The 18,746-nt window shown below is 60.7% G+C and carries 17 protein-coding genes; 5 read left to right on the top strand and 12 right to left on the bottom strand.

All coding sequences use genetic code 11. The features are described 5' to 3' along the window. Positions 1-235: 235 nt before the first annotated feature. The gene (locus tag AC1D1B_RS09280; protein ID WP_477332111.1) at positions 236-1,138 is read left to right on the top strand and encodes a DMT family transporter; all 903 of its coding nucleotides are present in this window, start codon (positions 236-238) and stop codon (positions 1,136-1,138) included. Here AC1D1B_RS09280 and AC1D1B_RS09275 read toward each other — a convergent pair whose 3' ends face one another. The 3 genes from AC1D1B_RS09275 to AC1D1B_RS09265 all read right to left on the bottom strand — a co-directional run bounded on the left by AC1D1B_RS09275 (position 1,139) and on the right by AC1D1B_RS09265 (position 3,664). Beyond that, positions 1,139-1,951: a helix-turn-helix domain-containing protein gene (locus tag AC1D1B_RS09275; protein WP_477331372.1), complete on the bottom strand. Its 813-nt coding sequence runs from the start codon at positions 1,949-1,951 to the stop codon at positions 1,139-1,141. 84 nt (positions 1,952-2,035) lie between these two features. Beyond that, a complete protein-coding gene (locus tag AC1D1B_RS09270) occupies positions 2,036-2,914 on the bottom strand; it encodes a uracil-DNA glycosylase (protein WP_477331370.1) in 879 nt (292 codons plus the stop codon). Positions 2,915-3,025: 111 nt separating this feature from the next. Continuing rightward, positions 3,026-3,664 (bottom strand): hypothetical protein, encoded by a 639-nt coding sequence (locus tag AC1D1B_RS09265; protein WP_477331368.1) that lies wholly within the window; start codon positions 3,662-3,664, stop codon positions 3,026-3,028. 219 nt (positions 3,665-3,883) lie between these two features. On the opposite strand from AC1D1B_RS09265, the gene AC1D1B_RS09260 reads away from it, so the two are divergent. Next, the gene (locus AC1D1B_RS09260; RefSeq protein ID WP_477331366.1) at positions 3,884-5,563 is read left to right on the top strand and encodes an electron transfer flavoprotein-ubiquinone oxidoreductase; all 1,680 of its coding nucleotides are present in this window, start codon (positions 3,884-3,886) and stop codon (positions 5,561-5,563) included. A gap of 136 nt (positions 5,564-5,699) precedes the next feature. After that, a complete protein-coding gene (locus tag AC1D1B_RS09255; protein WP_477331364.1) occupies positions 5,700-6,299 on the top strand; it encodes a DUF922 domain-containing protein in 600 nt (199 codons plus the stop codon). 25 nt (positions 6,300-6,324) lie between these two features. Here AC1D1B_RS09255 and AC1D1B_RS09250 read toward each other — a convergent pair whose 3' ends face one another. From AC1D1B_RS09250 to AC1D1B_RS09235, 4 genes are all read right to left on the bottom strand, one after another. After that, positions 6,325-7,338 (bottom strand): endonuclease/exonuclease/phosphatase family protein, encoded by a 1,014-nt coding sequence (locus AC1D1B_RS09250; protein ID WP_477332109.1) that lies wholly within the window; start codon positions 7,336-7,338, stop codon positions 6,325-6,327. 122 nt (positions 7,339-7,460) lie between these two features. Further along, positions 7,461-8,921, bottom strand: coding sequence for an AMP nucleosidase (locus tag AC1D1B_RS09245; RefSeq protein WP_477331362.1), 1,461 nt, complete (start codon positions 8,919-8,921; stop codon positions 7,461-7,463). A gap of 333 nt (positions 8,922-9,254) precedes the next feature. Next, positions 9,255-9,449 (bottom strand): hypothetical protein, encoded by a 195-nt coding sequence (locus tag AC1D1B_RS09240; RefSeq protein WP_477263827.1) that lies wholly within the window; start codon positions 9,447-9,449, stop codon positions 9,255-9,257. A gap of 38 nt (positions 9,450-9,487) precedes the next feature. Continuing rightward, positions 9,488-9,646 carry a hypothetical protein gene (locus AC1D1B_RS09235; protein ID WP_477263829.1) on the bottom strand — a complete coding sequence of 53 codons (159 nt, stop codon included), beginning with the start codon at positions 9,644-9,646 and terminating at the stop codon, positions 9,488-9,490. Positions 9,647-10,264: 618 nt separating this feature from the next. On the opposite strand from AC1D1B_RS09235, the gene AC1D1B_RS09230 reads away from it, so the two are divergent. Further along, positions 10,265-10,942, top strand: a complete 678-nt coding sequence (locus AC1D1B_RS09230) for a hypothetical protein (protein WP_477331360.1) — start codon at positions 10,265-10,267, stop codon at positions 10,940-10,942. A gap of 18 nt (positions 10,943-10,960) precedes the next feature. Continuing rightward, the gene (locus AC1D1B_RS09225) at positions 10,961-11,452 is read left to right on the top strand and encodes a hypothetical protein (RefSeq protein ID WP_477331358.1); all 492 of its coding nucleotides are present in this window, start codon (positions 10,961-10,963) and stop codon (positions 11,450-11,452) included. Between the two features lie 40 nt (positions 11,453-11,492). Here AC1D1B_RS09225 and AC1D1B_RS09220 read toward each other — a convergent pair whose 3' ends face one another. The 5 genes from AC1D1B_RS09220 to AC1D1B_RS09200 are packed head-to-tail and all read right to left on the bottom strand — an operon-like array spanning position 11,493 to position 18,702. Further along, positions 11,493-12,080 carry a hypothetical protein gene (locus AC1D1B_RS09220; RefSeq protein WP_477331356.1) on the bottom strand — a complete coding sequence of 196 codons (588 nt, stop codon included), beginning with the start codon at positions 12,078-12,080 and terminating at the stop codon, positions 11,493-11,495. After that, positions 12,073-15,198 carry a type I restriction endonuclease subunit R gene (locus tag AC1D1B_RS09215; RefSeq protein ID WP_477331354.1) on the bottom strand — a complete coding sequence of 1,042 codons (3,126 nt, stop codon included), beginning with the start codon at positions 15,196-15,198 and terminating at the stop codon, positions 12,073-12,075. The genes AC1D1B_RS09220 and AC1D1B_RS09215 overlap by 8 nt, the downstream gene beginning before the upstream one ends. Next, positions 15,195-15,542 carry a hypothetical protein gene (locus AC1D1B_RS09210; RefSeq protein ID WP_477331352.1) on the bottom strand — a complete coding sequence of 116 codons (348 nt, stop codon included), beginning with the start codon at positions 15,540-15,542 and terminating at the stop codon, positions 15,195-15,197. Before AC1D1B_RS09210 ends, AC1D1B_RS09215 begins: the two co-directional genes overlap by 4 nt. Then, a complete protein-coding gene (locus AC1D1B_RS09205; protein WP_477331350.1) occupies positions 15,539-16,870 on the bottom strand; it encodes a restriction endonuclease subunit S in 1,332 nt (443 codons plus the stop codon). Before AC1D1B_RS09205 ends, AC1D1B_RS09210 begins: the two co-directional genes overlap by 4 nt. Then, positions 16,867-18,702, bottom strand: coding sequence for a type I restriction-modification system subunit M (locus AC1D1B_RS09200; RefSeq protein WP_477331348.1), 1,836 nt, complete (start codon positions 18,700-18,702; stop codon positions 16,867-16,869). The genes AC1D1B_RS09205 and AC1D1B_RS09200 overlap by 4 nt, the downstream gene beginning before the upstream one ends. Positions 18,703-18,746 lie beyond the last annotated feature (44 nt).

Here is an 18,746-nt window from a genome sequence, read left to right as displayed (position 1 = left end):
CGGTCACTCGACAAAACTGCGCCAATGCCTATTTCGGGGCGTTTCCCTTCCATCTTCATCGCGAGGCCTTGATGACCGTCGTCACACCGAAATTCGGCATGGACGCCTCCGCGCAGTGTCGTGGGAAGCACATCTCGGCAACGATCCGGGAAGCGGCGGGAGCGTGACCTCAGGGCCGAGAGACGAGGCGGCCGGGAAGCTGTCCGATCATCCAGGGCGTGTGCTGACCGGGATCATGCTCAAGGTCATGTCAGTGGCGGTCTTTGTCGGCATGCAAACCTGCATCAAGGCAGCCGGCACTTTGCCGGCGGGCCAGATCGTCTTTTTCCGCTCCTTCTTCGCCATCTTCCCGATCATCGTCTTCCTGGCCTTCAGGAGAAAACTGGGCACAGCGTTTGCCACCAAACGACCACTGAACCACATTGCGCGCGGTGTCGTCGGCGTTTGCGCCATGGGGCTCGGCTTCTTCGCGCTGACGCGGCTGCCGCTGCCGGAAGCGATCACGCTCAACTATGCGCAGCCGTTGCTGGTGGTGGTGTTCTCCTCGCTTTTCCTCGGCGAGGCCATCCGCATCTATCGCTGGAGCGCGGTTGCGGTCGGTCTCGTCGGCGTGCTGATCATCTCGTGGCCGGAACTGACGCTTCTCACTTCGGGCGCCGCACTCGGTGACCAGGAGGTGCTGGGCGTTATAGCGGCGCTGGTTTCAGCGGCAATCTCCGCCAATGCCATCCTGCTCGTGCGCAATCTTGTCCAGACCGAACGAACAGCGACCATCGTGTTGTGGTTCTCGGCGACGGCGAGCGTCATGGCGCTGTTTACGCTGCCCTTCGGCTGGCAAGCGCTGACACCGCTGCAGGCCGGTCTGCTGGTCGCTGCGGGATTCTGTGGCGGGCTGGCGCAGATCCTGATGACGGCCGCCTACCGCCATGCCGAGGCCTCGGTGGTGGCGCCGTTCGAATATACCTCGATGATCCTCGGCGTGGTCGTCGGCTATTTCGCCTTTGGCGATATCGCCACCATCAACACGCTGGTCGGCGGTGTGATCGTCGTCACCGCCGGCATCTTCATCATCTGGCGCGAGCGCCAGTTGGGGTTGGAGCGCACCCGCACGCGAAAGGCGGCTCCGCCACAGGGCTGATCAGGACGACTGCGCGCGTTCTTTAGCGAGCCGCACCAGCACCGCTCGCGTCGGCTCGTCGGCCGGGAAGAACGATTCGATCGCGAGTTCCGACAGCGTCACATCGAGCGGCGTGCCGAAGACGGTGATGGTGCTGATGAAGGACAGCACCTGATCGCCATGCGCCAGCCGCAGCGGATGGACGATGCCATTCGGCTCCACTTGCACGGGTCGCGCGCCCTTGAGGCCGGAAGGATAGGTTCGCAATTCGCGCTCCAGCTCGACCAGTACGGGATCGCCGGCGGCATCGTTCTGGTGTTTTAGCCGCTCCAGCAGATGCGCCCGCCACTCGCCGAGATTGACGATGCGCGGGGCGATGCCGTTCGGGTGCAGGCTGAGGCGCAGCACATTGACCGGCGGCTGAAGCAGCGACGGCTCGGCAACATCGGCCAGAAACGGGCCGATGGCGGCGTTGGCCGAAACCAGGTTCCAATGTCGGTCGACGGCGAGCGCCGGAAATGGTTCATGGCCCTTGAGCACGGTCTCGACCGCCGCCATCGCCGGCGCCAGCGTCGCGTCGGTGAGCGGCCGTTCGCTGAAGCTTGGCGCAAAGCCGGCAGCCAGCAGCAACTGGTTGCGCTGCCTGAGCGGAATCTCAAGCTGCTCGGCCAGATGCAGCACCATGTCGCGCGAGGGGGCGGCGCGGCCGCTTTCGACGAAGGAGAGATGCCGCTGCGAAATCTCGGCCTCCATGGCGAGGTCGAGCTGGCTCATGCGGCGCCGCGTGCGCCATTCGCGGATCAGGCTTCCGGCTGAGGTTTGGAGTGTTGTCATGACGGAGGATTAGGCCGGGGAGGGGCGTATTTCAATTACCTCTGAGGTCATCCGATCTCCCCCACGAGGGGGGAGATCGGCCAATCACGCCAATCCCCGCAGCTTCGCCTTCACCTCGAGGAAATCCCGCCACGCCAGCTTCTTGTGCGCGGGCGTCCGCAACAAGTAGGCTGGATGCAGCGTCGGCATCGCCGGAATGGCGATGCCGGACGCCGTCGTATGCACCCGCCAGTTGCCGCGCAGCCGCAAGATGCCTTCGCTCGTGTTGAGCAGGGTCTTGGCCGATGGGCCGCCCAGATTGATCAGCACCTTGGGATTGACCAGTTCGATCTGCCGCTCGATGAACGGACGGCAGATCTCTGTCTCGTGCGGCGTCGGTGTGCGGTTGCCGGGCGGCCGCCAGGGAATGACGTTGGCGATATAGACGGAAGTCCGGTCAAGCCCGATCGCCGCCAGCATGAGGTCGAGCAGCCTGCCGGAGCGGCCGACGAAGGGCAGGCCTTCAATGTCCTCGTCTCGGCCGGGTGCCTCGCCGACCAGCATCACCGAAGCCTGCGGATTGCCGTCGGCAAAGACCAGGTTCTTGGCGGTGAATTTGAGGTTGCAGCCGTCGAAGGACGCCATGTGCTGGCGCAATGCGTCGAGTGTCGAGGCGCTTGCCGCCATTTGCCGGGCCAGTGCCGCCTGTGCCTCGTCGGGCACCGTCGCCGTGGCCGGCACGGAGCGCGCCGGCGCGTCCGGCACCCGGCTCGCGTCCAGTCCTGGGGTTGCCGCAGCTTGCTCCGGTGCATTGTTTTCGTGAGGCGGCGCGGCTGGCGCGGGCGCGCGCTCGGCCGGCCTCGGCGTGGCCTCGGCAAACCGGTTGACCGGCGCGTCTTCCAATGCCTCGTCGACGCCTGCGCTGGCGTAGAATGCCAGGAGGTCGGCAAGGCCGGATCGGTTGTTGGGGGAGGCGGCAGTCATGGCCGGCACATTCGTCCGCTGAGCGCCAATTTGCAAGCAAGGCGATCCTGTTCCGCACCAAGGTGTGTTGAGATTGAGGTCAGGCCGGCCTCACCTGAATATCAGCGCACCTTACCCGGTTGGTATGCGGGGATCCTGCACCAGATAAAACGTCCAGCGCGGCGTATAGTCGGTGATCAGAAATTCGAAGCTTCCCCTCTTCAGCGGGTCGATCTTGCCGTTTTTGAACAGCAGCCGGTCATAGGGTTCGAAATCGCGGTCGAAATCGGCATAGGCGCTCGACACGATATTGTCGGGCGTCTTGTTGCGCTGGTCGAAGGACAGGCCGTCGCCGAACACGCTCGGCTGGTTTAGGATCTCCTGCAGCTCGAACTGGAATTCGACCCAGGCCTGGCCGCTGTTGTTGAGCACCTCGATGCGCATGTACAGGACGCCGTTGGCGAATTCGCCATTGGTGCTGAACGGCTGGATCGGCTTGGTGGTGCGGATTGTGAGCGTCACCGGCGTCGACGAATTCAGCTCCTCGGAGATGATCAGCGGGTCGTCCTTGGTGCCGGTGCCCGAGGCGCCGGTGATGTGGAAACCGCCAAGCTCGTCGGAAAAGGAATAGGCCCCGGTCGCCCACACCTTCACCGGCTCGGCATGAGCAGCAACCGGCGCGAGCACCGAAAGGGCGAGAAGGAGCGCTCGGCAGGTCCGGCCGGGCGGAAGGGGAAAGCGCGTCAATGAAAAGCCGGACGGCGTGCGCATGGGCAGAAGTATGGCCGATAAGCGAGCCGTCGAACAATTAAAATATGGGGAGCTGAGCTCGGCCGCGCGCAAAAGGCTTGCGGCAGAGTTGTTATCCGCGACTTTTTGGCGAAAACGGCATTGTCACGTCAGCGCCGGTTTCCTGTCGCGAATTGATGCGCTATGCAGCGCAGGAGCCAGCAAAATGCCCGGAAACGGCTAGCCAGTGCGGAGGGGTTGATGAGCGAGATCGAACGCGAGAGCATGGAATTCGACGTGGTCATCGTCGGGGCCGGCCCGGCGGGCCTTGCCGCAGCGATCCGTCTCAAACAGGTCAATCCCGAGCTTTCCGTCGTTGTGCTGGAAAAGGGCGGCGAGGTTGGAGCCCACATATTGTCCGGCGCAGTCGTCGATCCCATCGGCATCGACCGCCTGTTACCCGGCTGGCGCGAGGAAGAGGGCCACCCCTTCAAGACGCCGGTCACCGCGGACCATTTCCTGGTTCTCGGTCCCGCCGGCTCGTTTCGCCTGCCCAACATCCTGATGCCGCCGCTGATGAACAATCACGGCAACTACATTGTCTCGCTCGGCAATGTCTGCCGCTGGCTGGCGACCAAGGCCGAAGCGCTCGGCGTCGAAATCTATCCGGGCTTTGCTGCCGCCAGCCTCGTCTACAACGATGCCGGCGCCGTCACCGGTGTCATCACCGGCGACATGGGCGTCGAAAAGGACGGCACGCATGGCCCGGGCTTTGCGCCGGGCATGGCGCTGATGGGCAAATATGTGCTGATCGGCGAGGGCGCGCGCGGTTCGCTGTCCAAGCAATTGATCGCCAGATACAAGCTGTCCGACGGCCGCGAACCCGGCAAATATGGTATCGGCCTCAAGGAACTCTGGCAGGTCAAGCCGGAGAACCACAAGCCGGGCCTGGTGCAGCATTCCTTCGGCTGGCCGCTCGACCTGAAGACCGGCGGCGGCTCCTTCCTCTACCATCTCGAGGACAATCAGGTGGCGGTCGGCTTCGTTCTCCACCTCAACTACAAGAATCCCTGGCTGTCGCCCTTCGAGGAATTCCAGCGCTTCAAGACGCATCCGGCGATATCGGGCACCTTCGCGGGCGCCAAGCGCATCGGCTATGGCGCGCGCGCCATTACCGAAGGCGGCTGGCAGTCAGTGCCGAAACTGTCCTTCCCCGGCGGCGTGCTGATGGGTTGTGCGGCGGGCTTCGTCAACGTGCCGCGCATCAAGGGTTCGCACAATGCGGTGCTGTCCGGCATGCTGGCGGCCGAACATGTCGCGCAAGCGATCGGCGCCGGCCGCGCCAATGACGAGCTCACTTCCTACGAGAACGCCTGGCGGGCAACCGATATCGGCAAGGATTTGAAGAAGGTCCGCAACGTCAAGCCGCTCTGGTCGCGTTTCGGCACTGTGCTCGGCATCGGCCTCGGCGGTCTCGACATGTGGCTGAACACGCTGTTCGGCTTCTCGCCCTTCGGCACGCTGAAGCACGGCAAGGCCGATTATGCGACGCTGGAGCCGGCCGCCCAGCACGAGAAGATCGTGTATCCCAAGCCGGACGGCGTGCTGACCTTCGACCGGCTATCCTCGGTGTTCCTGTCCAACACCAACCATGAGGAAAACGAGCCGGTGCATCTGCTGGTTGCCGATATGGCCCTGCAGCAGCGCTCCGAGCACGACGTCTTTGCCGGCCCGTCGACCCGCTATTGCCCGGCCGGCGTCTACGAATGGGTCGACAAGGATGGCAATGCCGCCGCCGATCCGGCCGCCAAGGACGTGCGCTTCGTCATCAACGCGCAGAACTGCGTGCACTGCAAGACCTGCGACATCAAGGATCCCAACCAGAACATCAACTGGGTGCCGCCACAAGGTGGCGAGGGGCCGGTCTACCAGGGCATGTGAGGGGCTGCCTTGGCCGCTGCCGGCAAAGATACCGGCGCGGGGCCGGTTACCAAGGCATGTAAGGCGCTCGGCGCCATGATTGTTGAAACCGTCATCTGCTTGTGGTCTCATTGTCGGGTCCATGTGGGAGAATGGCATGCGGGTGTTGGTCTTGTTTTGCGTCGCCGTCATAGGCGCGGCCTGCGGCACCGTCGGGACGGCGTCGGCGGGGGTGAAAACCGTCGTCAAGACGCGGACCTATGACATCACCGGCACCACAGGTGCCGGTCTGGTCATCGCCATGAACCGCAGAGGCCCCAAGCACGGTTTCATGACCCACGCCATCGCGCAGACAAGCTACACCGCGGACTGGAACCTGGATCTCGGCCAGGCCAACGGCGTCTGCCGCCTGCGCCAGGCCAATGGAACGCTCAACATCACCTACACCTATCCGCGCGTGGCCTCGGCCGTCACGCCGGCGCTGCACAAACGCTGGAACCGGTTTTTCACTGGCGTTCTCGCTCATGAAGGAACCCATGGCCGTATCGCCGGGCAGATGATGCAGGCCGCTGAGCGGTCGGTTCGCGGCCTGAAATTTGCCAACGATCCGCAATGCAATAAGACGCGCGTCGAAGCCAAGCGGCGCTTGCAAGCCACCTCCAAGCTCTACGAGGCAAAACAGATCGCCTTCGACGCGCGCGAGCACAGTGAAGGCGGCCATGTCGAGCGTATTATCGAGGCCCTGGTGGGCTTGTGAAACCTCAAGCCCGTAACGTGTTGATCTAGCTGCGCATGCCGGGCCGGATCAGCGACACGGTCGCTGTGGCGTCCTCGTCGGCCGGCTTGGTCTCGTCGCGCTTCAGCGAAAACTCCACCATCACCGGCAGGTGGTCCGAGCCGGTGTCCTCCAGCCGGGTTGACGACAGGATCGTCACCTTGCCCCTCGAGAACACCTGGTCGATCGGCAGGCCGGCATAGCGGCGCAGGAAGTCGGGCAGCGTCCGGTGAATCCAGCTCGGCCCGGCCGATGGCATCACAGTCAGTCCACCGAGCGAGGCGACACGCCGCACCGCAGCGCTCCACGGCACGGCGTTGCAGTCGCCGGCCATGATCGCCGTCTCGCCGAGCGAAGTGAGCGTCTTGGTCAACTCGCCGATCTGCCAGTATTGCTCCTTCGGCCACGGCCAGCTCAGATGGATCGCGGCGACATCAACGCCGATGCCGCCGAAATCAACGGTGGCGGTGGCCATCGCACCGCGCGGTTCACAGTATGGTTCGGTACCAACGGCAAACGGCCGCCTGGACAGGAGCGCCACGCCGAACACGCCGTTGGGATAGGCGCACAGGATGCGGTAGGGATAGGCGCTGCTGATATAGCCGAGTTCGGTTGCCCACATCGCCGATACTTCGTCGAGCGTGATCACGTCGGGGTTGGTGCGGCCGATCAGCGAGAGAACCTTCTTGGGCGTCGGATTGTTGAAGCGCAGGTTCATCTGCAGCAGCCGGTAGACCATCTCGTTGCCGGGCTCGGCGTCACCGGCGGCCTGCACCGGCCACAGGCGCGGCAAGGTGCTCAACGTGCTGGCGAAGGCGGCCACGGCGAGGAGCAGGCCCACACCCGCCTGCAGGCGAAACGAGGTGGCAAGCAGCGGCAGCCCAATCAGCGCCATCAGCACGGCCAGATGGATGCGGAAATGGGCGAAGGAATCGAAGGCCGGATGCAGTGTGCCAAAGAACCCGGCTACAAGCGCGGCCGAGATGCCGAGCATTGCCAGGAACGCCATCGAAGCCATCATGTTTCGCACGCGTGCCATCAGACCGGGTTTTGATTGCCGAGGTGTCAGGCCTGTTATCGGCGCAAATGCGGCCCAATCAAGATGACGAAACGCCTCGCGGCTAACATTTACCTGAAGCCAGTCTACTGGAACGCCGTCTCCGAAAAGCTTCTCAGCTTGCGCGAATGCAACCGCTCCATCGGCATTTCCGCCAGCTTCTCCATCGCTTTGATGCCAATGGTCAGATGCTGCGCCACTTGCCGCTTGTAGAACTCGGTCGCCATGCCGGGCAGCTTCAATTCGCCATGCAGCGGCTTGTCGGAGACGCATAAAAGCGTGCCGTAGGGAACACGGAAGCGGAAGCCATTGGCGGCGATGGTGGCCGATTCCATGTCGAGAGCGATGGCGCGCGACTGCGACAGCCGCTGGACTGGCCCGCGCTGGTCGCGCAGTTCCCAGTTGCGGTTATCGATGGTGGCGACGGTCCCGGTGCGCATGATGCGCTTGAGATCGTAGCCGGAAAGCCCGGTGACTTCGGCGACCGCCTCCTGCAGCGCCACCTGAATCTCGGCCAGCGGCGGGATCGGCACCCACACCGGCAGGTCGTCATCCAGCACATGGTCTTCCCTGACATACGCATGCGCCAGCACATAGTCGCCCAGCGCCTGTGTGTTGCGCAGGCCGGCGCAGTGGCCGAGCATCAGCCAGGCATGTGGCCGCAGCACGGCGATATGGTCGGTGATGGTCTTGGCGTTGGACGGGCCGACGCCGATATTGACCATGGTGATGCCGCCATGGTTCGGCTTCTTCAAATGATAGGCCGGCATCTGCGGCAGGCGCGGCGCCGCCACGCCTTCGCTGGGCACGCTTTGCCCCGCCTTGGTGACGACATTGCCCGGCTCGACGAATTCGGTATAGCCGTGGCCGCCTTCCGCCATCTGCGCCCGCGCGCGGGCGACGAACTCATCGATGTAGAACTGGTAGTTGGTGAAAAGCACGAAGTTCTGGAAATGCTGCGGGCTGGTCGCGGTGTAATGCGTCATGCGGTGCAGCGAATAATCGATGCGCTGCGCCGTGAATGGCGCCAGCGGCCTCGGTTCGCCGAACGCCACCTCGAATGTGCCATTGGCGATCTGGTCGTCGGTGCCGTCGAGATCCGGCACGTCGAACAGGTCGCGGATCGGCCGCTTGATGCGCTCGGCGGCTGCGCCATCGACATGGGTGCCTTCAAGGAAGGCGAAATGCAGCGGGATCGGCGTGGTTGATTCCGAAACCGTCACCGGCACGCCGTGATTGCGCATGATCAGCCGAAGCTGCTCGACGAGATAGGTTTCGAACAGCGCCGGCTGGGTGATGGTGGTCGAGAAATGCCCCGGCGTCGGCATGTGGCCGTACGCCTGGCGCGAGTCGATCTGGGTGAATGAATTGGTGGTGACGCCGATCTCCGGGTAGAAGGCGCGGTAGCGCTTGCTCTCGTCGCCGCCGGCGGCAAGTGCCGCAAAGGAGTCACGCAGGAATTTGGTGTTGCGGTCGTAGAGCGCCTGCAAGGCGGCCACGGCCTTTTTGGCGTCGTCGAAGCTCTTCTTGCCGAAAGGCTCCGGCATGACGACCGATTCGATAGCTTGTGGGTAGATTCGCTTTTCCATGGCTCAATATAGAGACTCAGGACAGCACTTGGGAGGGGGAGGTGGCCACCGAGGCAGCCAAGTCGTCGATTTATTCGTCCACGCTCCAAGGTGTGCTGAGATTCAGGTCAGGCCGAGTCGAAAATGGTGGCTTTCGAGAACCGGAGCGGAGCGTACTTGAGTACGTGAGCACCGGCCTTCGCCGGCCGTAGCCTTAACTGCCATGGCACCTATAAGTGCTTCGGCCGGCGAAGGCCGGAAGCGCAGAAGGCCGCCATTTGCAGGCCGGCCTCACCTGAACATCAGCACACCTTACCCGCGCTGCAGGCTGACCAGCAAGACAAAGCCAACGCCATGCTTCTTTGTCGCCGGCGCGTCGATCGTCGTGTCGTCACCGGCGCGCATCATCGGCATGGCCAGGACCGGCGCCGACAGCACGATCAGGACGAGCGCCGCCCGCGGCAGAAGCCGGAGGGTCTTGAGGGCGTTGGCGGCGATGCGGTTCATGGTCTTGGCTTTCTTTCTGGTCTCAGGTCTCTGTCGGTTCAGCGGCGGAAATGGTTCATGCAATCGAATTGGCAGGCGTTGGAACTGGCTGCATCCCAGGAGCGGGCCGGACGGCCGGCTTCGGCCACGAGAATGGCGAAGAACATGCCGAACAGGCTCATCAACAGGCAGACGATGGTGAAGCGGCGAGCGAGCATTTGCGTGGTGTCTCCTTGAGCACGCCATCAAAATGCCCTGATGCGACTGAACCGGCTCTGATGCCGGCGTTCATCTGCGGTTCAAAGTGATTGACGATGTTTTAGGGAGAGCATCTGCCCCGGATACGAGGCCGCGAGGTGCCGATGCGGGTGTGTAGTGGACCGTCCTGGAAAAGAAAACGGGGCCTGTGAAGGCCCCGTTGTCGTCATGTCAAAACCGCAAGCTCAGAGCTTGTGCCAGACTTAGCTTTTATTTTACGGAATGCGAAAAATGCATGGCTTGAAACGCGGGTTTCGGCTCCTGATATGGGGATGAAGGGCATCGTCGTGGACCTGACAGCCCAATCGCTGGGTTTGTGGAAATCAAATCGTCCGGTTGCCATTTCTCCTAACGGGCGGGTACCCCCACGGGGGGCTTGAGGTTGGAGTGCACTAAGCAATACCGAAGCAAATTTTTTTCGCAAAATGTCCGACCGATGAACGTCTGGCGTCGCTCGATGTCTATGACTTTTAATCCTTGTAGCGCCGGTACAGGAGTAATGCGCTATGGTTGACGCACTATCTGTGTAGCAAGTAATTTTCGTGCTACCGTTTCCTGCAACAGCTGGGGGGCGTGATTTGGTCGACGAAATCCATCGACTTGGGATAAAGCTGAAATTCGCGTATTCCGTTTGTGGCCTCTTTCTGGGCTTCACGGCGATAATTGTTGGCGGGGTTCTCGCCCTTTATGGCGCACTCGGGAAAACTTCCTTCGTAGCGAAAATGATCGGGTTCGAGACGAACCTTACAGATGCACCTCCTGGTGTCGTCTTGTTTGTTGTTGGGCTTTTTATGGTGCGCTTCACGAAATTTTCGGTTGTTGAGCAACTCAGGACGACCGAAGAGGTTCGACAAGATAGTCTCTCGCCAATCACTATCCCGGCACTTTCAGCAACCTCTGTTCCCGCAATTCCATTTCCTCCTCAGCCAGAGCCCCCACCGGGCCCGCCCGCATCAAAGCTGACTCGAACTGGAAAGTCGGCGAAAGACATCACCATGCGGGGTAGGGATGTAATAACGCGAACTACTGAGCAAAAGATTGCGTACAAGCTTCGCCCTGAGAAGCCCTACGCCAGGATCGAAAGCGCGCCTTCCAAACCCGCAGCCGCCAAAGCCGCAGCCAAACCCGTAGCCGCCAAAGCCAAGGCAGTAGCTGCAAAAGCCGCGCCCAAAGCAGCGGCCGCCAAAGCCGCAGCCGGAAAAGCTGCGCCTAAAAAGGCCATCGCCAAAGCGGCGCCACGCAAAGTAAGAGCCTGAGGTTGAATGGGGCGCGCAATGAACGTCGGGGTATGGCTTAGCAAGAATGCGTACGGGTGGTCGGATTTGACTACCGCAGAGAAGATCGCGATCAGGGACTTTCCCGTGTTGTGGGCGCTGTTTGAGCTTTCAGCGACGGGCAAGGAAGCGAACGTGAAATCCATCGTGGCTGCCGTGGCCGGTTTGGCGCCGTTCGTTAACCCGATCTCTGTGCCCTTCACTGAAGCCTTGGCTTACTACCAAGCTCGATTTTACCATGGCGGCTATCAGACCAAACACTTCAACGATCTTCGGTTGACCAACGAGGCTTGGCAGCATCATGTGAAGCCGGTTTTTGAGGGGGCTGCGGTCAACTCTCGCCAACGTTTGATCGCGCTGCTCCTAATAATACACCGGCTGCGCAACAACTATCTCCATGGCGAAAAGGCTGTCTACGGGTTTGCCGGACAGCTGGACAATTTCAGGCACGCCAATCGTTGCTTGATGGCCGCTATTCCACTTTGGCCATAGACGACCTGGCAAAGCCCTGCCCAGCTAACGTTCCATCCACTCAAGCGCCGGTAGTCGGCTTTGGGCCATTCAGGTCGCCCGCCATTACAAGTTCTCTTCGATACGTTAGCCACTGCGCTGGATCGATCGAGACATGTTGACCAATTTGGTCTTTCCCAACTTTCCGAAGAGAGGGGCCCATCTCTTTCTGAAGCAACTCGACAAAGCGCTTGCGCATCGCCCAGACCTGTTCCCGATGCAGGCGGTTGTGCGTGCTCCTTCCATGCGCAGCCAGGTATCTCGCTGCGTAGCAGGCTCGTAGAACTTCATCCAAAATGCTTGTTCGAATGCCATCGTCCTGCGGCCGCCATCGGTTCTTCACGTTTGGAAAGAACAAGCGCCCTTTGTCGACCAGTGCGCTGGCTTGAAAGCTGAGCCGTTCCACAGCAGTCCTATCGAGAGTTCCATCTTTAACTATCGGATCGCAGTGGGTCTCAAGCTCAGCCATCAGGTCAATAACGTCGCTGCCCCAACCGGTCAGGTCGCTGTCGCGCTCCCGTTTTGCTTTGCTTAGCGAAATGAGCCATTGAATGAATGCGAGGAGCAATCCGACCAGTGCGATCGCTGGTGTCCAGTCATAACTATACATCGTTGCTCCCCTGATGCTCGCGCGTTTCCCTCAGCTCTTCCCAAAGCTGCCCCGGTCCCAGCAGAACGTCCTTAAGACCCTCTCGGATTTTTGCAGAGTCCAACGCCTGCTTGCTCATAGTCTGGTGCGCCTCGAAGGCGTCGATAATGGCGTCGAGAATAGCTTTGGACAGATCCGGGGAATTGGCGAACTGCTCCTTGGTGTTGTTGGCGGCTTGCTCGGCGAGCGTGTCAGACTCCATCAGTTTGCCCTTGATGACGTTGTTGACGTAGATGAGCTGATCATCATCGGTCACATCGCCCTGAAACAAGTCATTGAGCTTGGCGACGATCTCCGCCAGCAACGCTTTCTGCTTCTCCTGAATTGAACCTGACCCGGTTTCAGAAATCGGCTGGAGCTTCTCGCCCTCTCCACCCAGCACCAGCGTGCGCTTCCCCCTGTCGGCCAGTTTGTGGTGGGTCAGCACCAGCCCTGACACGTCGATCTCCTGCCTCTCGCGTCCGAACTCCAGCAACGGGATGAGGCGGCGGTAAAAGATATGGCGGCTTTCGATAGCGGTGTTGCCGTAGTCGAATATCTGGGACAGGAACGCATAGAGGCGAACGAACGCGCCCATGTCGGCACGGAACAGCACGAGAGCATCCATCGTGTCCTGAGCGTCTTTGGCCGCCTTGGCATCATCTTTCGACCTGGCTATTCGCAACCGCTCTTGAGCATCCCTGTAGGAGCGCAAGAGCCGATCAGTGACAGGCGTGATGGCGGCGAGGAGGTCGCCCTGCTTTGATGTCGGGTCCAGCTCGACCTTGACCACCCGCTCGACCTCGAAATCGTCGTAGTACCCCAAGGCGTCCAGTTTGGCCCGCAGGTCGAAGACGAGATTGGGGTCAGTCACATTCTCCAACGAGGCAGTCTCGTAGTAGGTCTGGAAAGCCTTGAGGATGTCGTCGCTGCTGTTGATGAAGTCGAGGACATAGGTCGTGTCTTTCCCGGGATGCGCTCGGTTGAGCCGCGATAGTGTCTGCACCGCCTGTATGCCTGCCAACCGCCGGTCGACATACATGCCGCACAAAAGGGGCTGATCGAACCCGGTCTGGAATTTATTGGCCACGAGCAGGATGTGATACTCGGGCAACTTGAAGGCCTCGCGGATGTCGCGACCGTTCAACCCGGGGTTCATCTCCTTGCTGGTCTCGCTGAAAAGGTCCGGCCCGCTTGTCTGGTCGTTGACCTCACCCGAAAACGCCACCAGCGTCCCCAGCTTGTAGCCCTTCTCTTTGATGTATTTGTTGATGGCGAGTTGCCAGCGCACGGCCTCGATGCGGCTACCCACCACCACCATCGCTTTGGCCTTGCCGTCGAGCAGCGGCTGTACCAGCGACCGGTAGTGCTCGACCACCACCTGTACCTTCTGGCTGATGTTGTAGTCGTGGAGCCGCACCCAGCGCATCAGCGACTTGACCGCAGCACTGCGCTCGACCTCGGTGGCGTCCAGCTCCTTGCCCTCATGGGCAAGCTTGAAGGCCAGGCTGTAGGGCGTGTAGTTGCGCAGCACGTCGAGGATGAAACCTTCCTCTATGGCCTGTCGCATGGAATAGACGTGGAAGGCGGCGGGTAGGTTGGTCTCGCTGGCCGCCTGATCGGGAAAGGGGCGGCGACCGAAAAGCTCCAGTGTCTTGGCCTTGGGTGTGGCGGTGAAGGCAACGTAGGTAATGCCCTTGACGCTCGCTCGCGCGGCCATCTGGGCGGCGAGAATGTCCTCGTTGCTGACTTCGCCGCCGTCGCCGAGATCGTCAAGTTCCTCAGGGGAAAGCACGGCCTTCAGCTGAGCTGCAGACGCCCCTGTCTGGCTACTGTGCGCTTCATCGGCAATTACCGCGAAGCGCTTGCCCTGCGATGCCGCCAAGTCCTGCACGGCCTTAAGGGCAAATGGGAAGGTCTGGATGGTGCAGACGACGATCTTCTTGCCCCCAGCCAGCGCCTCCGCCAATTGTCCGCTTTTCGCGCCGCTCTCACTCTTGATCGTCGCGACGACGCCGGTGGTGCGCTCGAAATTGAAGATCGCTTCCTGCAATTGCGTGTCAATGACGTTGCGGTCTGAAACCACCAGAACCGTGTCGAAGACCTTCTGGTGCTTCTCGTCGTGCAGATCGGCGAGGAAGTGCGCGGTCCATGCGATGGAATTGGTCTTGCCGGAGCCAGCCGAGTGCTGGATCAGGTACTTGCCGCCAGCCCCTTCGGCCAACACCGAAGCGCGAAGCTTGCGCGTGGCGTCGAGCTGGTGGAAGCGCGGGAAGATGATGCCCTTGATCTTCTTCTTCGTGTCCCGCTCGGCCACCATGTAGCGCCCGAGGATTTCCAGCCAAGAGTCCCGCTGCCAGATGTCCTCCCACAAGTAGGCTGTGGGATGACCCTTGGAGTTCGGCGGGTTTCCCTTGCCGCCGCCGTTGCCTTTGTTGAAGGGCAGGAAGCGCGTCTGCGGGCCTTCAAGCCTTGTTGTCATCATCACTTCGGCGTTGCTGACAGCGAAGTGAACCAGAGCCCCACTCGGGAAGTTCAACAGGGGTTCGGGGTTCTGGCCCTTGGGGCTCGGACTGCGGTCGAACCTATACTGGTCTACCGCGTCGGTGACCGATTGTGTGAAGTCCGTCTTCAGTTCGACCGTGGCGACCGGCAACCCATTGAGGAACAGCACGAGATCGATGGCGTTCTCGTTGGCAAGGGAATAGCGCACCTGTCGCACGACACGCAGCCGGTTGGCCTGATAGCGGTTGAGGATGTCGGCGTTCATCGCCAGTGCTGGCTTGAACTGTGCGAGCGCCAAGGGTGCCCTGAGACCGATCATCTCGACGCCGTGCCGGATCACGTCGAGCGTCCCGCGTTCATCGAGCTGCTTGCGGATGCGGTCGAGCAGGAGCGGCTCAGCCGCAGCGCCATGGGTTTTGCTCAGGGTCGCCAAGGCGTTCGGCTGGCTCGCCCGGACCCACGCTACGACATCGGCGGGAAACAACGCACGGGTTCTGTCGTAGGTAGCCGCATCGCTTTCGTCGTGGAGCCAGCCGCTCGCGGCGAGGTGGGCGCAGACCTCGACCTCGAAGCTGATCTCCTTGTGCAGGGTCATTTTCCCTTGCTCCCCTTGCCGCTTCCGGGGGCGCCGCCTTGGACGAAATGAACTCTGGCCGACTTGCGACCGGAAATGCGCTCGCCTTCCTTGATCTTCGCTTGCCGTTCCTCGATGTAGGACCTTGGGAGCGGCACTCGAGACGCTTCAGGGCTTCTGTCCGGCTTCACGACAGCTAAGCCGCCCATCGTCTTCTGCAACCGGCAAAGCTCTGCTTTGAGACGTCTGCGCTGCGCGGCGTCTTTGCAATCCGCGAGAGTTTCCGAAAGCGATTTGATCCGCTTCTCGATCCATGCGGGCGGAGTAAATTGCGCAATAATTCGTCCGGAGAGTGTTCGCTTCATGCCGCCGTCTCGACGTTCGCGTGTTGCCGGACGTCGATCTTGCCTGTAACGGCGGCAGAAATAAGCGCGGATCGGCGCTCGGTCAGTAAGTCAATTGCCGAGGCCGCCTCAGCGAGAAGCCCGTCAATTTTTAACGTTTGTAGATCGAGGTACGTCGCTATTTCATCTTGCTCACGTGGGGGCGGCAATGGCACCCGCGCACGCTTCAGGTCGAAGATATTGATACCTCGGACCGCAGCTCCAAGGGACCGCTGCTCCAACTGAACGAAGACCGCAATCGATTTCAGAGCATAGAGCAACCAACGGCAGTTAAGGCTGGACCTCGGAGACACTCGCGCGACATCTTGTGTGATGTTGGCGTCGAGTAATTCGTCCGGCACCAACTCCGCATCCCCGATGGAGCCCCGTATCGAGTATACTATGTCGTTAGGCCGCAAGCGGGCTCGCGCAAACGGTGCTTCTATTTCCGCAGTAGTTCGGTTTAGTAGATCAATGCGGAGCCTGTGCGGTCGAACATCGCCGCCCTTTACGATAGGCACTCCCTCCGCGACATCAGGTCCTGGTAAAACAATGCCATACATGATGTTGCGACCGGGCGCGGTTAACCGCATCAGCGGCGACACGTCCCAATGCTCCGGCACATCGCCCAGCCACTCGACGCCCGAGGCCTTCATCGGGACAATAGGGTTCAGACCGTTCGTGACTGCATGGGAAATGACGGCCTGGCGCTTCTCCCTGAGCAATTCGATCAATCGCTTCTGCTCCTCCACCAGCGCATCAATCTTGGCCGTTTCGCGATCGAGGAACGCGACTATAGCAGCCTGTTCATAGAGAGGCGGCAGGAGCAGCGGGAAGTCCATGAGGTCTTCTCTGCTCATTTGCAGCGAATTTGGTCTAATGCCTGTTAATAATCGTGTATAACCTTGGACATAGATCGAGCATCGCATGAGATAATGGACGTACCGTCGATCAACGTCTTGCAAGAAATCGTATGAACGGTATGCAGGACTTACATATCCTTCAAAAGCAGATACTCCAAGGCCTGCATAGTTGAGCCACATCGTATTAACGACCAGTTGCCCGGGTCGAACAATGCGATAGCCAACTAAGTCGTCAGCCGACCGGCGACGGTTGTCGTCGTCGTATTCCTTTATTTCAATTCCACGGTATCCGGAGACGGAGAGCATCTCACCCACAATTTCCGTCTCAATCTTCTCAGAACTTTCTCCGAAGACGTATCGAAACCTTTTAATGGACCAACCTTCTGGTATGTCGCCGATCCAAGAAGTTCTCGACGGAACGCTGGAACGCTCAGTTGCCGGGATCATGCCGACAGCTCCCCGATCATAGTTAGGATGCGATCAGTAACCTGCTTCAGGTCCGCATCGATGTTAGCCAACGGGCGTGGCGGCTCGAAAACGTAGAAGTGCCGGTTGAAAGGGATCTCGTAGCCGACCTTCGTCTTCTCGTGGTCGATCCATGCATCCTCTGCGTGAGGCAGAACCTCACGTCGAAAATATGCATCCACCTCCTCGCCCAAAGGCACGTTCTCGGTGTCCCTGAGGGCGCTGTCAGCCTGGGGTCTGCCCTTGTTCTTGCCGCGCTCGACGAGGACAAGGCGTCCCCGCTTATCAAGCAATGGGCGCTCGACGGTTATGGTGCGGTAGCCAAAGTCCTCGTTTGAGAAGATCAACGACAGCGGAGCAAGCTTTAATTTGCCACCGTCGGGCGTTGCCGGGGGTTGTTCCCCCTCAAGCACGACCTGCCGCGCCATTTCTTTGTCATTCGCGTCCAGCACGGTTGCAAGTTTCGCCTGATGGAAACCGCCAAATAATTTGGTCACGGTGGCGATGTCGTCGTCGCCCATTTCCTTCCGCTTGGAGCCGAGGATCTTGCGCATCTTGCGCCAGAAACTCGAGCCGTCGATGAGCTGCACCTTGCCCTTGCGGTGAACGGGCTTGCGGTTCGACAGCACCCAGACATAGGTGGAAATGCCGGTGTTGTAGAACATATCGGTCGGCAAAGCGACGATAGCTTCCACCAGATCGTTCTCCAGAACATAGCGGCGGATTTCGCTTTCGCCGCCGCCCGCCCCCCCGGTGAACAAAGGCGAGCCGTTCAGCACGATGCCGAAGCGGCTGCCGCCATCGACCGCTGGTCGCATCTTGGAAATAAGATGCAAGAGGAACAGCAGCGATCCATCGGAAACCCGGGGCAATCCGGGACCGAACCTACCGTTGAACCCTTGGCTCTCATACTCGTTGCGGACAGCTTTCTCGACCTTCTTCCACTCGACGCCGAAGGGCGGATTGGAAAGCATGTAGTCGAACTTTTCGTGCGGATGACCGTCGTCGGACAGGGTGTTGCCGAAGACGATGTTGGCGACATCCTGCCCTTTGATAAGCATGTCCGCTTTGCAGATGGCGTAAGACTCCGGGTTCAGCTCCTGCCCGTACATGACGAGCGAGGCCTTATCGTTGTGTTCGACGAGATGCTCACCGGCCACCGAAAGCATCCCACCGGTGCCCGCTGTAGGGTCGTAGATGGTTCGCACCACGCCGGGCTTCGACAGGATGGCGTCGTCTTCGACAAACAAAAGGTTGACCATCAGCCTGATGACTTCGCGCGGCGTGAAGTGTTCACCAGCGGTCTCGTTGGAGAGTTCCGCGAACTTGCGGATCAGTTCCTCGAACACGAGGCCCATCTGGTGGTTGTCGACCTTGCTGGGGTGCAGATCGATGCGAGCAAATTTCTCGGTGACCTGATAGAGCAGCCCTGCCTTGGCGAGGCGGTCCACCTGTACCGCGAACTCGAACCGCTCGAAGACGTCGCGCACATCCGGCGAGAAGGCCTGGATGTAGGCGAACAGGTTTTGGGCGATATTGTCCTGATCGCCCATCAGTTTGCGCATGTCGAGCTTTGAGGTGTTGTAGAAGGTCTGCCCGGCCTTCCGCAGAACGAAGGGCTCGGGGTTCATGCCTTGGGCAGTCTTGGCCGCATGTTCCGCCAGCACCGCTTCCTTGGTCGGCTCCAGTACACAGTCCAGACGCCGCAGCACGGTGAAGGGAAGAATGACCTTGCCGTAGTCGGCCTGCTTGTAGTCGCCCCTAAGGAGGTCCGCCACGGACCAGATGAATGCCGACAATGCCTGCTGGTTCAATTTTCGATGTCCCCCAAATCAGCCTCGGCGAGACTAAAGACCAG

It is taken from the genome of Mesorhizobium sp. P2_C5_2 (genome assembly GCF_056404535.1).
The sequence above is the reverse complement of the archived record's forward strand: the minus strand, read 5'-3'. Positions and strand labels throughout refer to the sequence as shown.